Raw genomic sequence first — 12,918 nt, 5'->3', positions numbered from 1 at the left:
ATGATCCCATGCCCAACCTCGAGCCCCTCGTCAGGACCACCGCTCCCCACGCATGCGGGGGTGGTCCCGGAGGCGGAGAACGGCCTTGTCGGACGATGAGACAGACCTGCAATCGGCAAACCCACGACGAAGGCGGGGAGGTTGACGGATGAGCGACCCAAGCGGGCCCACTGTCCGGCGGCGCCGCCTGGGCGGGGAACTGCGTCGGCTACGTGAGCGCGCGGGACTTGACCAAGCAGCCGCAGCCACGCACCTGGAGTGCTCAACCTCCAAGATCAGCCGCCTGGAAACTGGGCAGGGGCTCGCCAAGGCGATGGAGATCCGCGGCTTGCTCGATCTCTACAGCGTCACCGACGATGCCGAGCGGTCCAAGATCCTCGATATCCACAAAACCGCGGCCGAAGTCGGCTGGTGGGAGCAGGCCGAGTACGAAGAGGTGCTACCGAGCGGGCTTGGCGTGTATGTGGGCCTGGAGTACGACGCTCGCGCCGTCCAGACCTGGGAACTGGGGTTCATCCCGGGCCTGCTACAGACTGCGGACTACGCTCGTGCAGTGCACGCCGTCTTCCCCTTCAGCTCCCCCAATGAAGTGGACCGCCTGGTAGAAGTGCGCATGCAGCGCCAACGACGCCTCGTCGCCTCGCCTTCGCCGCTGGAGGTCTGGGCAGTGATCGATGAATCCGTCCTTCGTCGCAACATTGGCGGTCGGCCTGTCATGCGTGACCAGCTGAAAGCACTGGCCAGCGCGGCCCAACAGCCGAACATCACAATTCAGGTGTATCCAGCGAGCAAGGACGTACACCCGGGCCTGCGGGGGTCATTCAGCCTGCTGGAGTTCGGCCCCTTGGATCCCCGGATCGGCTACGTGGACAGCCCAGCGGGGAACGCTTTTCTGGAGAAGGACAAACAGATTCGATCCCTCGTCCACACCCTCGACCGCCTCCGGGCGGGCGCGCTCGATCCCGAAGAGACTGCGGCGCTCCTGGACAACCTCGCCGCTGAGGAGAACTGATCATGAACCACCTCACCCGGCCTCCCTTCGACCCTGCGGAACTGTCCTGGTCCAAAGCGACCGCCAGCAGCGAACAGGGCGCATGCGTAGAGGTCGCGCGAGTGCTGGAGAGTTGGCTAGCCGTGCGTGACTCCAAGGACATCAGTCGGCCCGGTCTCGTCGTGCCAACCGGCGCATTTACCGCTCTCGTCAACGCGGTACGGGCCCACGAGCTCTAGCCTTCCTTGCCGCTCCAGTACGCAAGAAAGGGCCGCCCAAGACGGCGGCCCTTCGTCGCGTGCGGCTCCGTGAAGCCTGCGGGTCCGCACAAGGGCCGGGTGCCTCGTCCGCCGTGCGGTCGTGTGCACCCCGCTGTGCGGGGAGGGCGGCGGCGGTCTTCCGAGCAGGTTCGGTTCGGAAGTCCGCGAGCCACTTCCGGACAGCGTCGCCCGGGTCACGGTCATGCCCACGCCAACTCGGCGTCGGTCGGCTCAGTGTCGCATGTACGCCTGGCGCAGGATATTTCTCCCCACTCTTCGGCGTGCCGCCGCGCCTTGGTGGCCCCGGGAAGTCAGGCCACCGGTGGGTACGGGCGGTGTTGCCGTACTTGAACGCACTGGATCAGGTCTGATCGGGTGATGCCTCCAACTTGTACTGGTAGCCGATGACCAGTCGGTACGGCAGGCACCATTCGCCGTACTCGATAACCCCCAGGTCGTCCCAGAGACGGTGTGCACCGGCAGTAATGGGCGTACCAACCTTCACGCCAAGGAAGTTTGCCTCGCGGGCATCAGCGTCCCGGGCGTGGATATCGTCGCGTCCCTCGGCAACCCGGCGGCCGGTGGCCTCCTGAATCCGCGGCAGCAGACCGGCCGCCTTGCTGGGCGATGTGGACAGCAACTCCGGCACCGAGGCGGCGAACTCCGGCGGGTACCAGGTCACCGCGAGCATCAGACGCTGGTCACCCCGCCCGGTGTGCCACTGACGGCGCACCACCTGGTCACCGTCGTCCAGGCCGAAGATCTCGGCAACGTACAGCGGTGGTACGCCCAACTCGGCGCTCGTGACGATTACCGTCTCGCCTTCACCGAGCACGGACCCAGTGCGCAGGACGCGGGTGATGCGGTCGTAACCCGAGGCGGCAATCGCCGGGGCATTGGCAACGAAAGTTCCGCGCTGGGAGGTGCGGATATACCCCTCGACTTGGAGCTGGTCGAGAGCTCGGCCGAGGGTGGCGACGGCGACGCCTTCGGCGTGCGCCAAGTCGCGCTGGTGGGGGAGCCTGCTGCCCTCGGTGAGTTCGCCGTCCAGGATGCGTCGACGGATACGCACGGCGAGCTGCATGTAAGGCAGCTGGACGCCCTTGTCTTTGGCTTCTGTCATAGCGGTGCTCCTACACGGACGGCGTCCTAGGGTCATTGGCAAATGACCTAGGTTGTTCCGATCCTCTCGTGTCCTAGGTCACACCGCACGGTCGCCAGTTGCAAGGCCACGAACGACGGGCCGCCCGAGGCGCACGCTTACGCTGCGGGGCCGTGCGCTCGTGTGGTGGCCCAGACATCGCTGACGCCTGGGGCAAGACGCGCTCAAGTAGGGTCGCGATCATGCCCGACATATCGCTGACCGTGATCGTCTTTCTCTGCCTCGCCGCCGCCGCGGCCGGCTGGATCGACGCCGTGGTGGGCGGCGGCGGGCTGCTGCTTCTACCCGCCATGCTGCTCGGCCTGCCGCAGGTGCCGGCCGCGCAGATCCTCGGCACCAACAAGTTGGTGGCCATCGTGGGCACCTCCGGCGCCGCCGTCACGTATGTGCGCAAGGCTCCCGTGCAGGTGAAGACGGCGGTACGGATCGGGCTTGTCGCGCTTGCCGGGTCGATGGGCGGCGCGTTCTTCGCGGCTGGGATCAGCAGTGACGTGCTGCGACCCGTGATCATGGTGGTGCTGCTCGGCGTCGCTGCCTTTGTGATGCTGCGGCCTTCCTTCGGGACCGCTGTGGGCGCGGCGAAGGGGCCCATTACCCGCGCCCGGACCGTCGTCGCGATCGTCCTCGTCGGCGGCGGGATCGGCTTCTACGACGGATTGTTCGGGCCCGGCACCGGCACCTTCCTGGTGCTCGCCCTCACCGCCGTACTTCATCTGGACCTCGTGACCGCTTCCGCCACCGCCAAGATCGTGAACGTCTGCACCAACGCGGGGGCGCTCGCAATGTTCGCGTACCAGGGCACGGTGATGTGGCAGCTGGCCGCGCTGATGGCGGTGTTCAACCTGGCGGGAGGCCTGTTCGGGGCGCAGATGGCGCTCCGGAAGGGCAGCGAGTTCGTCCGCGGAGTGCTGCTGGTCGTCGTCTTCTCACTGGTTGCGAAGCTGGCGTTCGACCAGTGGACCGCTTAACTGACTGAGTGGGATCCACTTCACCCACGCCCGGCCGCCTCTCCCGTTCCAGCACGGCCCCCGACGATCGGCCTGCAATAAGCGCCTGCACACCAAACTGCTGATCGTAGGTGCTGGGACCATCCCCGCGGGGGTGGGGAGCAAGCGGCCAGCCACTCGCGCATCACGGTCCGCGCGTGACCATCCCCGCACGCGAGGAAGCAGGAATCTCCGCCTCCGCGGCGTTAGTCATGCCGCCATTTCTTCTCGGCAAGTCCCTCGTTCGAGCGAGGATTGACGAATGGTCTTGCACCATGGGATTGCACAGAGCACTCTAAACAGGACTTCACTACGCGATGTAGCGGCCAAGTGGCGCACTGTTGATCGCCGGGCCGAGATGACGGAGCTCAATATGCAGTCCTCAGCGCAGACCGATGTACGCGCCACGACCCTGGACCCGCTCACGATGACCAGCCATCAGCGCGCCCAGTTACGCGGCGAGCGGTGTGCCCGCTGCGGCGCCCCGGGCGGATTGCGGCCCGGGGGTTACGCGTACACCGCTTCCGAGGGCGCGGGCCGTCTGGGATGGCCGGTACGGGTGTGCAGCTCGTGTCCCGCGAACTGGGGGTCGTGATGGGCGAGTTGGAGACAGCGAACCGCGGCGCGGTCTGGGCTGCCGCCGCCCATCCCCATCCGGATCAGGTGTGGCGGGAGTGGGCCCACGAACTGGAAGTCGCTCTCCTGCCCGCCGGGAGGCGCTGGGACGTGGTGTCCATGCCGTACTGGCGACTGCACGCGGTCTGGGCGGACATGGGACCGCTCGCGTGGGCGCACACCCCAGTGCTGGCCGATCTGACGACCGGCCGCACGTACGTCTTCACCCCCGCCGGGACAGCAGGGGAGTGGGATGAGCCCGAGACCACCGCACTGGGCAAAGGCAGCTGGCTGGCCGCCTCCAAGCCAGGCGGTCGGCAGCTCCGGATCGGGCACTGGGTACAGCCGCCAGGCGCGATCACGGTCCTGATGGACGCCGCTGGATTGCGGGGCGCCCTGCGCCGGACGGCGGCCTCGGACAGCGATCAGGCGGGCAGAAGTGCATGTCAGTGACGGACTGGGATGCGTTACCCCCCGGCATCGCGGAACGGCTGGGGCTGTACCGCGTGCGGGCCGGTTCCTCACTCGCCGAGCTCGCCGCCGTACGTCCAGAGAGTCAGGGAGAGAGCCGCACGCTGGCGTATCCGGCTTTTGACGAGGCGACGCCGAGCCGGGTCGGCTTCAACGTGGGCGTTACGTTCGGGCTTTGGGGCGTCAGTCCGGACGGGGCGGGCACTCTCGGAGAACTCGCCGAGCACCTGGTAGTCCACACGCTCCGGGTGATCCGCTCTCACCACATCATCGTGACGACCACGCTTGATGCGGGCCGCGCCACAGTGAGCGTGATCGGCCTGCGAGGCCGCCGCATCGATGGCACCCATCCCGGTGAGGTCGAGGCGGTACGGACCCGATCCCACACCTGCGGGTACCTCGCACTCCCCGCCGGGCCCGGCGTGGTCGCCTCGGTCGACCTCTCCGTAGGACGGGAGGGGCGCTCATGATCCGGTGCGGGGCCAGGTAGTGTCTCCCCGACTGACCCCTTGGGCACCGCGCCCACCGCGCCCCAGGCCAGCTCATAGTCCAATGGCGGACTTGGGACCCAGGTAGGAGCCCGCGCCGGGAAAACTGTCCCGGCACAGCTTCACGAACCTCTCGCTGAACCCCAGGCTGGGCAGGTCGCCGAGCGCCACGAACGCGACCTTCCGGATCGGGCGCGTGTCCGCACCCTCCGTGACGGCCCCGATCTGCCCGCCGATCCGGCGGGCCTCGAAGGTGATGTGGACGACGTGCGCTTTCATGTGGTCGCACACGTACAGCAGGCGGCCGACCTCGACGTCGAGACCGGTCTCCTCCCGCATCTCCCGCACCAGAGCCTCGTCCAGAGACTCGCCGTCCTCCACCTTGCCGCCCGGCAGACTCCAGGACCGCGACTCATCGGTGTCCTGGTCCAGCATCAGGATCTGACCGCCTTCGATGACGATGCCCGTCACTCGCGTATGCACCCGGCGACGCTATCGCCTGCCCGTCCCGTCCCAGGAGCACACCGGTGAGCGCGCCGTCCGAAGGGTGGTGACCTCCACCGGGGACCCGGAGCCCGTGTGTCTCCGCCATCCGATGACCTTCCACCAGACCGCGACCGGGCTGCCCGGTCAGGCCTGATCCCGCGCGTCCAGAAGGTATACATACAGGCAAATCACACAGTGCCGCGCCAAGCGCAGGAACCCATGTCTACTTCAGCTCTGCCGATGCGTCCCGGTTTCTGCGATGGCCCCGACCCGAGTCACACAATCCACCGAGGCCAAGACATGCCCCTTTCGCCCTATTTGCCGGAATCAACGAAAGTGCTCGAAAAGCGTGCAACCCAGCGGTAAAATCGCAGGTCGCTCAGTCTGCTCCCCGCGCATGCGGGGATGGTCCCAGTGTGGCGGACCATGAGCAGGCCACCACCCCCTGCTCCCCGCGCATGCGGGGATGGTCCCTTCCCGTGCCGGGTAATCCGAGCGGGCAAGGCCTGCTCCCCGCGCATGCGGGGATGGTCCCTCGCCCAGCACCTTGGCCCGGTAGATCGGGTTCTGCTCCCCGCGCATGCGGGGATGGTCCCCACCACGGCCTCGTCACCCCGGACATCCCGGCCTGCTCCCCGCGCATGCGGGGATGGTCCCCAGGCCTTCCATATGCCTGCGGGCAATCAGTCCTGCTCCCCGCGCATGCGGGGATGGTCCGGGCGGCGGGTCCGTGCAGCGTGCGTTTGGGGGCTGCTCCCCGCGCATGCGGGGATGGTCCCGCCTCGGGGTCGGCATCTCCCTCGAAGTACTCCTGCTCCCCCTCCCCGCGCATGCGGGGATGGCCCAACGGTTTGGTTGATCCGGTTCTGAAGCGGGATCTGCTCCCCGCGCATGCGGGGATGGTCCCATCGAGGGTGCCCGCGGCCGGGGCGTCGTTTCCCTGCCGCCCGCGTGAAGTGGCAACCATGCCCAGCGCGTGCCCGGTCAGTTCGGCGCACTGCTGTGGCGTCGCCAGCCGGGCCGCCAGTCCCGCCGCGACCGGTCGACCGGTTCGACCGCCGAGCGCAGCCGGTCGGAGCCCGCGAGCCGTCAGCGGATGATCTGCGGATCGTAGACATTCCACTCCTCCGCGGACCGCACCGTCACACCGACGCGGCACCGGGACTCCGCCAGGCGCATCGACTCCAGGACCCTGACCGCGAAGCGCTGCTCGACCTCTCGGCCCCAGGCAGGCGAGCAGCCGCACGTGCAGCCCCGCCCCTCGCTGGTCATCGATCCTCCGGGTTTCCACCCGCGCTCCCCGTACGGATTGATCGTACATGTGTTCACTTCCACTCCATTAAGTATGACTTTTAAGCCCCCAGGTCTTGAATACGTCGCACCTATGGGTTTGAGTGTGCTGCGGCATCGACGCGTCTACGACGACAGCGACCGGAAGCCGTGGCTCAACGTCATCACCGCGGCGGCGGCCACCGCCCTCACCGGCAGGTTCCGACCCGGCCCGCACACCGAAGGTCTGGAGAATTCAATGGAGTGTTCTCATGGAAGCAATTGAGCCGGCATACGGCACCGCCACGCTGCTGCTGATCGCCGCGGGTGCCGTCGCCCTGCTGCTGTTCCTGATCATGAAGGTCAAGCTCCACGCCTTCGTGTCGCTCGTCCTCGTGAGCGTGGTCACAGCGGTCGCCGTCGGCTTTCCGCTCGCCGACATCCCCAACGTCCTGAAGTTCGGCTTCGGGGACACGATCGGCTCCGTCGCGCTGCTGGTCGCCTTCGGTGTGATGCTCGGCAGGCTGCTGGAGCTCTCCGGCGGCGCCCAGGTGCTGGCCGACACGCTGATCGGCCGGTTCGGAGAGAAGAGAGCACCGCTCGCGCTCGGGGTGGCGGCGCTGCTCTTCGGGCTTCCGATCTTCTTCGACGCCGGTCTGGTCGTCTTCCTGCCGATCATCCTCACGGTGGCCCGCCGCTTCGGCGGCTCCGTACTGCTCTACGCCCTGCCTGCGGCCGGAGCCTTCGCCGCCATGCACGCCATAGTCCCACCGCACCCCGGGCCGGTCGCCGCAGCCGAGGTTCTCGGCGGCAACATCGGCGTCACCATGGTCGTGGGCATTCCCATCGCCGTGGTCGCCTGGTACGTCGGCGTCATGCCGGTCTCCCGCTTCCTCGGGGCCCGTATCCATGTGCCCGTGCCGGACGCTCTCTTCGGTGAGGTCAAGGACGCCCTCGGAAACGGCGCCAAGGACAAGGACAAGAAGGACAAGGGCGAGGGCGATCGGAAGCCGCCGGCCTTCAGCACCGTGCTCCTCCTGCTGCTCGTGCCGCTCGTCCTCATCTCGTTCAACACCGTCCTGAACACGCTCGTCACCGCCGGCGCCCTCGACGAGGGTCAGGGCTGGGTCGAATTCCTGCGCCTCCTGGGCAACACACCCGTGGCCCTGCTGATCACTGTCATCGCCGCGATCGCCTTCCTCGGATACCCCCGCGCGTCCTCGATGTCCCAGGTCACCAAGACCCTCGACGACGCGCTCGGGCCCATCTGCTCGATCATCCTGATCACCGGTGCCGGTGGCATGTTCGGCGGTGTCCTGAAATTCAGCGGCATCGGCGCCGCGCTGAGCGGATCGCTCTCCGACCTCGGCATGCCGCTGATCGTCCAGGCCTTCATCATCGCCACTCTCCTGCGGGTCGCCCAGGGCTCGGCGACGGTGGCCCTGACCACCGCCTCCGGCCTGATCGCGACCTCTGTCGCGGAAGCCGACCTGGGTGACTTCCAGATCGCCCTGCTGGTCGTCGCCATCGCCGCGGGTGCCACGGTCCTCTCTCACGTCAACGACTCTGGCTTCTGGCTGGTCAGCAGGTTCTTCGGGATGGACGAGAAGACGACGCTGAAGACGTGGACCGTCATGGAGACGACACTCGGCGTATCGGCGTTCCTCATCGCCCTCGGTCTGTGGGCCGTCGTTTGACGGGTTCCGTGTTACGTCCGGTCACAGCCAAAGCAAAAGGGGCGCGGGCTCCGTCTCAGACGGACCCGCGCCCTTCGCCGTGTCCCGGCAGTGCCCTCACAGGCACACATCCCTCACAGCGAGGCCCCCGGCGCGTGAGGGCAGCGTTCCTCGCGGGAAACAGAGGCGAACCTGCCGGGTAACACCGACGACGCACTCTCTTGTCATGGCTTCAGAGATCGTGGTGATCGGCGGCGGGACGGCGGGCGCACAGCTGGCGCGCCGGCTCGGCGCTGCGGGCATGCCCGTCACCGTTCTCGGCGAGGAGCCGCACGCCCCGTACAACAGGGTGCTGCTCGCGGAGGTCCTCGCCGGGCGGTACGGCCCCGAGGTGATCGCCCTGCCCGAGGTGCCCGTACGCCTCGGGGTACGGGCGACCTCCATCGACCGCGACCGGCGGCTGGTGCACTGCGCCGACGGCACCTCGGTCGCGTACGACCGGCTGGTGCTCGCCACCGGCTCCAACCCGGTGCTGCCGCCGCTCCGCGGAATCACCCGCGGGCTCCCCGAAGGGGTGCATCCCTTCCGCACCCTGGACGACTGCGCGGCACTGTCCGCGGCCGTACGCCCCGGGACCCGCGCGGTCGTCGTCGGCGGCGGGCTGCTCGGCGTCTCGGCGGCCCGCGCGCTGGCCGAACGTGGCGCGAAGGTGGTGCTCGCCCAGCAGGGCGAGCACATCATGGAGCGCCAGCTCGACGTCGCCGCATCGGACCTGCTGCGCCGGCACCTCGAATCCCTGGGTGTGGAGATCCACACGGAGTGCCGGGTCAGGGGCCTGCGCGGTACGAATGTCGAGCTCGCCGACGGGTACGTACTGGACGCCGATGTCGTCGTCCTCGCGTGCGGCGTACGTCCCCGGGCCACGCTCGCGCTGGACGCCGGTCTCGACGTCCGCAAGGGCATCGTCGTCGACGACGAGCTGCGCACCTCGGACCCGTACATCCACGCCATCGGCGACTGCGCGGAACACGCGGGCATCGTCCAGGGCCTGGCGGGCCCGGCGCTGGAACAGGCCGAGGTCCTCGCTTCCGTACTGACAGGGACGGCCGCCCGCTACACCGGCACCCGCGCCCTGACCCGCCTCACCCTCGCCGGCTCCGGCCCGCTCGATCTCGCCGCTTTCGGCGATCCGACCCCCCGCCCCGGGGACGACGTGATCCAGCTCGCCGACGCCACCCGCGGCGCGTACCGCAAGGTCGTCGTCCGCGGAGACCGGCTCGTCGGCGGGGTACTGCTCGGGGATCTCGCCGCTGTCGGCGCGCTCGCCCGGGCCTGGGAGGGCGACGAAGCCATCCCCGAATCCGTGCCACTGCTCCACCTGCTCACCAACGATGGAGGCCTCTGACATGGCTGCGATGTCCACCCCCACAATCGTGGTCGTCGGCCACGGCATGGTCGGCCAGCGATTCCTGGAGGCCCTCGCCGAGCGCGGGGTCACCGGGCGGGCGCGGATCGTCGTGCTGTGCGAGGAGCCTCGCGCCGCGTACGACCGGGTTCAGCTGACCTCGTACTTCTCCGGCCGCACCCCGGACGATCTCTCCCTGGTCGAGGGCGACTTCATCGAGCGCCACGGCATCGAGCTGCACCTTGACGACCCGGCCGAGACCATCGACCGCGAGTCCCGCACGGTCACCTCGCGCGCCGGGCGGACCTTCACGTACGACACGCTGGTGCTGGCCACCGGCTCGTACCCCTTCGTACCGCCGGTGCCCAACAAGGACGCCGAGGGCTGCTTCGTCTACCGCACGATCGAGGACCTGCTCGCGATCGAGGAGTACGCGAAGACGGCGACGACCGGCGCGGTCGTCGGCGGCGGACTGCTCGGCCTGGAGGCCGCGGGTGCGCTCCAGGGCCTCGGCCTGAAGACGCACGTCGTGGAGTTCGCGCCCCGGCTGATGCCGGTGCAGGTGGACGACGGCGGTGGCGCCGCGCTGCTGCGCACCATCGAGCGCATGGGGCTGAGCGTCCACACGGGCACCGGCACCCAGGAAGTCACCGTGGACGAGTCGGGGGCCGTCAACGGCATGGCCCTGTCGGACGGTTCGGTGCTCGCCACCGACCTGGTCGTCTTCTCGGCGGGCGTACGGCCCCGGGACCAGCTCGCCCGCGACACGGGCCTCGATGTGGGGCCGCGCGGCGGCATCGTCGTGGACGAGCAGTGCCGTACGTCCGACCCGGCGGTGTTCGCGATCGGCGAGTGCGCGCTGGCGTCGGACGGGAAGGTATACGGACTGGTCGCGCCCGGCTACGAGATGGCCGAGACGGCCGCGGCCACGCTTGAAGGTGAGGTCAAGACCTTCACCGGTGCCGACATGTCGACCAAGCTGAAGCTGCTCGGTGTCGACGTCGCCTCCTTCGGTGACGCGCACGGCGCGGCCGACGGCTGCCTCGACGTCGTCTACTCCGACTCCCGCTCCGGCGTCTACAAGAAGCTCGTCATCGGCAGCGAGGGCCAGCTGCTCGGCGGTGTGCTGGTCGGCGACGCGGACCAGTACGGCATGCTGCGCCCGCTCACCGGCTCGATCCTGCCGGTCTCGCCGGAGCAACTGGTGCTGCCCGAGGGGCTCGGCGCGCCGGTCGCGCTCGGCCCCTCCTCGCTGCCGGACAGCGCGGTCATCTGCTCCTGCCACAACGTCACCAAGGGCACGATCCGCGGCGCGGTCACCGAGCACTCCTGCTCGACGGTGCCGGAGGTGAAGAAGTGCACCAAGGCGGGCACGGGCTGCGGCAGTTGCGTCAAGGTCCTGGGCCAGCTGGTCAACGCCGAGCTGGAGGCGTCGGGCGTCGAGGTCGACAAGGGCCTGTGCGGCTGCTTTGGGCAGACCCGCCAGGAGCTGTACGAGATCGTGCGCAGCCTCCGCCTCACCTCCTACCAGGAGATCCTGGACCGGCACGGCCGGGAGGCGGCCCGCGGCGGCAACGGCTGCGAGATCTGCAAGCCGACCGTCGGCTCGATCATCGCCTCGCTCGCCCCGACGATCGGCGCGGACGGCTATGTCCTGGACGGCGAGCAGGCCGCGCTCCAGGACACCAACGACCACTTCCTCGCCAATATGCAGAAGAACGGCTCGTACTCGATCGTGCCGCGCATCCCGGGCGGCGAGATCACTCCCGAGAAGCTGATCGTGATCGGCGAGGTGGCGCGGGACTACGGCCTCTACACGAAGATCACGGGCGGCCAGCGGATCGACCTGTTCGGCGCGCGCGTCGACCAGCTTCCGCAGATCTGGGCGCGGCTGGTCGACGCGGGGTTCGAGTCGGGGCACGCGTACGGAAAGGCGCTGCGTACGGTCAAGTCGTGCGTGGGGCAGACCTGGTGCCGCTACGGCGTGCAGGACTCGGTCAAGATGGCCATCGATCTGGAGCTGCGCTACCGGGGCCTGCGCTCGCCGCACAAGCTGAAGTCGGCGGTGTCCGGCTGCCAGCGGGAGTGCGCGGAGGCGCAGTCCAAGGACTTCGGCGTCATCGCCACCGCGAACGGCTGGAACCTGTACGTCGGCGGGAACGGCGGCGCGACGCCGCGCCACGCGGATCTGCTCGCGCAGGATCTGTCGGACGCGGAACTGGTGCGGCTCATCGACCGGTTCCTGATGTTCTACATCCGTACCGCCGACCGTCTTGAGCGCACGTCGACGTGGCTGGAGCGGGTCGAGGGCGGCCTCGACCACGTACGGGATGTGGTCGTCCATGACTCGCTGGGCATCTGCGCGGAGCTGGAGGGCCTGATGGCGGACCATGTCGCGGGCTACCGCGACGAGTGGGCCGAGACCATCAACGACCCGGAGCGGCTGAGCCGCTTCGTCTCCTTCGTCAACGCGCCGGATGTCCCGGACCCGACGGTGAAGTTTGTGCCCGAGCGCGACCAGGTCAAGCCGGACCTGCCGCTGCTGTCCATTCGTACGCTGGAAGAAGTCCTGGAAGGTAGTGCCGCGCGATGACGATGACCCTTGAGCAGACGACGGATACACAGGTCCAGGTCCAGGTTCGCGTGGACGGCCTGGACGGAGACTGGCTGGCCCTCTGCTCGCTGTCGCAGCTCACGCCGGGCCGCGGGGTCGCGGCCCTGCTGCCGGACGGCCGCCAGGTCGCGCTGTTCCTGGACCGCGAGGGCACGCCGTACGCGATCGACAACCGGGACCCGTTCACGGGGGCGGCGGTGCTGTCGCGGGGGTTGATCGGCTCGTCCGGGGGCCGGCCCTTCGTCGCCTCGCCGCTGCTCAAGCAGCGCTTCGAGCTGGAGACGGGCCGATGCCTGGACGACGATGAGGTGTCGGTGACGGCGTACGAGGTCCGGCTGAGCTGACCGGCGGTCAGCGGGCCTCGCGCGTACGAGGCAGCGAGCCGGCGCACTTGGGCAGAGAGCACAGCCGCCGCCTCCGGTAGCCGGAGGCGGCGGCTGTGCTCGCGCACACCCTTGTACATAATTTCCGCGCCGGCGAGGCACCCTGGTTGGA

At 68.7% G+C, this 12,918-nt stretch carries 11 protein-coding genes, 1 pseudogene and 2 CRISPR repeat arrays (1 of these 14 running past the window's edge); of the genes and pseudogenes, 9 read left to right on the top strand and 3 right to left on the bottom strand.

The genetic code is table 11. From position 1 onward, the window contains the following. Positions 1 to 68: direct repeats of the CRISPR family, unit length 29 nt (it extends 1,423 nt beyond the left edge of the window). Between the two features lie 80 nt (positions 69 to 148). Then, positions 149 to 1,012: a helix-turn-helix domain-containing protein gene (locus tag ACIHCQ_RS10450; protein ID WP_399659956.1), complete on the top strand. Its 864-nt coding sequence runs from the start codon at positions 149 to 151 to the stop codon at positions 1,010 to 1,012. Positions 1,013 to 1,014: 2 nt separating this feature from the next. Next, positions 1,015 to 1,230 carry a DUF397 domain-containing protein gene (locus ACIHCQ_RS10445; RefSeq protein ID WP_399659953.1) on the top strand — a complete coding sequence of 72 codons (216 nt, stop codon included), beginning with the start codon at positions 1,015 to 1,017 and terminating at the stop codon, positions 1,228 to 1,230. Between the two features lie 382 nt (positions 1,231 to 1,612). On the opposite strand, the gene ACIHCQ_RS10440 is transcribed toward ACIHCQ_RS10445, so the two are convergent. Continuing rightward, positions 1,613 to 2,374 (bottom strand): GntR family transcriptional regulator, encoded by a 762-nt coding sequence (locus tag ACIHCQ_RS10440; RefSeq protein WP_399659950.1) that lies wholly within the window; start codon positions 2,372 to 2,374, stop codon positions 1,613 to 1,615. A 221-nt stretch (positions 2,375 to 2,595) separates the two neighbouring features. Between ACIHCQ_RS10440 and ACIHCQ_RS10435 the strand changes: the two genes are divergently transcribed. From ACIHCQ_RS10435 to ACIHCQ_RS10425, 3 genes are all read left to right on the top strand, one after another. After that, the gene (locus tag ACIHCQ_RS10435; protein ID WP_399659948.1) at positions 2,596 to 3,381 is read left to right on the top strand and encodes a sulfite exporter TauE/SafE family protein; all 786 of its coding nucleotides are present in this window, start codon (positions 2,596 to 2,598) and stop codon (positions 3,379 to 3,381) included. Between the two features lie 588 nt (positions 3,382 to 3,969). Beyond that, positions 3,970 to 4,467 (top strand): hypothetical protein, encoded by a 498-nt coding sequence (locus tag ACIHCQ_RS10430; RefSeq protein WP_399659946.1) that lies wholly within the window; start codon positions 3,970 to 3,972, stop codon positions 4,465 to 4,467. Beyond that, positions 4,464 to 4,955, top strand: a complete 492-nt coding sequence (locus tag ACIHCQ_RS10425) for a hypothetical protein (protein WP_399659944.1) — start codon at positions 4,464 to 4,466, stop codon at positions 4,953 to 4,955. Before ACIHCQ_RS10430 ends, ACIHCQ_RS10425 begins: the two co-directional genes overlap by 4 nt. Before the next feature lie 72 nt (positions 4,956 to 5,027). On the opposite strand, the gene ACIHCQ_RS10420 is transcribed toward ACIHCQ_RS10425, so the two are convergent. Both ACIHCQ_RS10420 and ACIHCQ_RS10415 read right to left on the bottom strand, forming a co-directional pair. Beyond that, positions 5,028 to 5,456 carry an NUDIX domain-containing protein gene (locus ACIHCQ_RS10420; RefSeq protein ID WP_399659941.1) on the bottom strand — a complete coding sequence of 143 codons (429 nt, stop codon included), beginning with the start codon at positions 5,454 to 5,456 and terminating at the stop codon, positions 5,028 to 5,030. Positions 5,457 to 5,843: 387 nt separating this feature from the next. Then, a CRISPR array of direct repeats spans positions 5,844 to 6,366; the repeat unit is 28 nt; unit sequence CTGCTCCCCGCGCATGCGGGGATGGTCC. 33 nt (positions 6,367 to 6,399) lie between these two features. Further along, positions 6,400 to 6,731, bottom strand: a pseudogene (locus tag ACIHCQ_RS10415) (GntR family transcriptional regulator); the annotation flags it as partial. Between the two features lie 269 nt (positions 6,732 to 7,000). Here ACIHCQ_RS10415 and ACIHCQ_RS10410 point away from each other — a divergent pair. The 4 genes from ACIHCQ_RS10410 to nirD all read left to right on the top strand — a co-directional run bounded on the left by ACIHCQ_RS10410 (position 7,001) and on the right by nirD (position 12,767). Beyond that, positions 7,001 to 8,425 (top strand): GntP family permease, encoded by a 1,425-nt coding sequence (locus tag ACIHCQ_RS10410; RefSeq protein ID WP_399659939.1) that lies wholly within the window; start codon positions 7,001 to 7,003, stop codon positions 8,423 to 8,425. A 205-nt stretch (positions 8,426 to 8,630) separates the two neighbouring features. Next, a complete protein-coding gene (locus ACIHCQ_RS10405) occupies positions 8,631 to 9,809 on the top strand; it encodes an NAD(P)/FAD-dependent oxidoreductase (protein ID WP_399659936.1) in 1,179 nt (392 codons plus the stop codon). 1 nt (position 9,810) lies between these two features. Beyond that, positions 9,811 to 12,402: a nitrite reductase large subunit NirB gene (gene nirB, locus ACIHCQ_RS10400; protein ID WP_399659933.1), complete on the top strand. Its 2,592-nt coding sequence runs from the start codon at positions 9,811 to 9,813 to the stop codon at positions 12,400 to 12,402. Between the two features lie 2 nt (positions 12,403 to 12,404). Continuing rightward, positions 12,405 to 12,767, top strand: a complete 363-nt coding sequence (gene nirD, locus ACIHCQ_RS10395) for a nitrite reductase small subunit NirD (protein WP_399660059.1) — start codon at positions 12,405 to 12,407, stop codon at positions 12,765 to 12,767. Positions 12,768 to 12,918: the final 151 nt, after the last annotated feature.

The sequence above is a fragment of the Streptomyces sp. NPDC052236 genome, from assembly GCF_044548015.1.
Lineage (GTDB): Bacteria > Actinomycetota > Actinomycetes > Streptomycetales > Streptomycetaceae > Streptomyces.
The sequence above is the reverse complement of the archived record's forward strand: the minus strand, read 5'-3'. Positions and strand labels throughout refer to the sequence as shown.

What these genes read in the sequence shown, in the direction of transcription:
- ACIHCQ_RS10450 (WP_399659956.1), top strand. Translation starts at nt 149, where the DNA reads ATGAGCGACCCAAGCGGGCCCACTGTCCGGCGGCGCCGCCTGGGCGGG.
- ACIHCQ_RS10445 (WP_399659953.1), top strand. Translation starts at nt 1,015, where the DNA reads ATGAACCACCTCACCCGGCCTCCCTTCGACCCTGCGGAACTGTCCTGG.
- ACIHCQ_RS10440 (WP_399659950.1), bottom strand. Translation starts at nt 2,374, where the DNA reads ATGACAGAAGCCAAAGACAAGGGCGTCCAGCTGCCTTACATGCAGCTC.
- ACIHCQ_RS10435 (WP_399659948.1), top strand. Translation starts at nt 2,596, where the DNA reads ATGCCCGACATATCGCTGACCGTGATCGTCTTTCTCTGCCTCGCCGCC.
- ACIHCQ_RS10410 (WP_399659939.1), top strand. Translation starts at nt 7,001, where the DNA reads ATGGAAGCAATTGAGCCGGCATACGGCACCGCCACGCTGCTGCTGATC.
- ACIHCQ_RS10405 (WP_399659936.1), top strand. Translation starts at nt 8,631, where the DNA reads ATGGCTTCAGAGATCGTGGTGATCGGCGGCGGGACGGCGGGCGCACAG.
- nirB (WP_399659933.1), top strand. Translation starts at nt 9,811, where the DNA reads ATGGCTGCGATGTCCACCCCCACAATCGTGGTCGTCGGCCACGGCATG.
- nirD (WP_399660059.1), top strand. Translation starts at nt 12,405, where the DNA reads ATGACCCTTGAGCAGACGACGGATACACAGGTCCAGGTCCAGGTTCGC.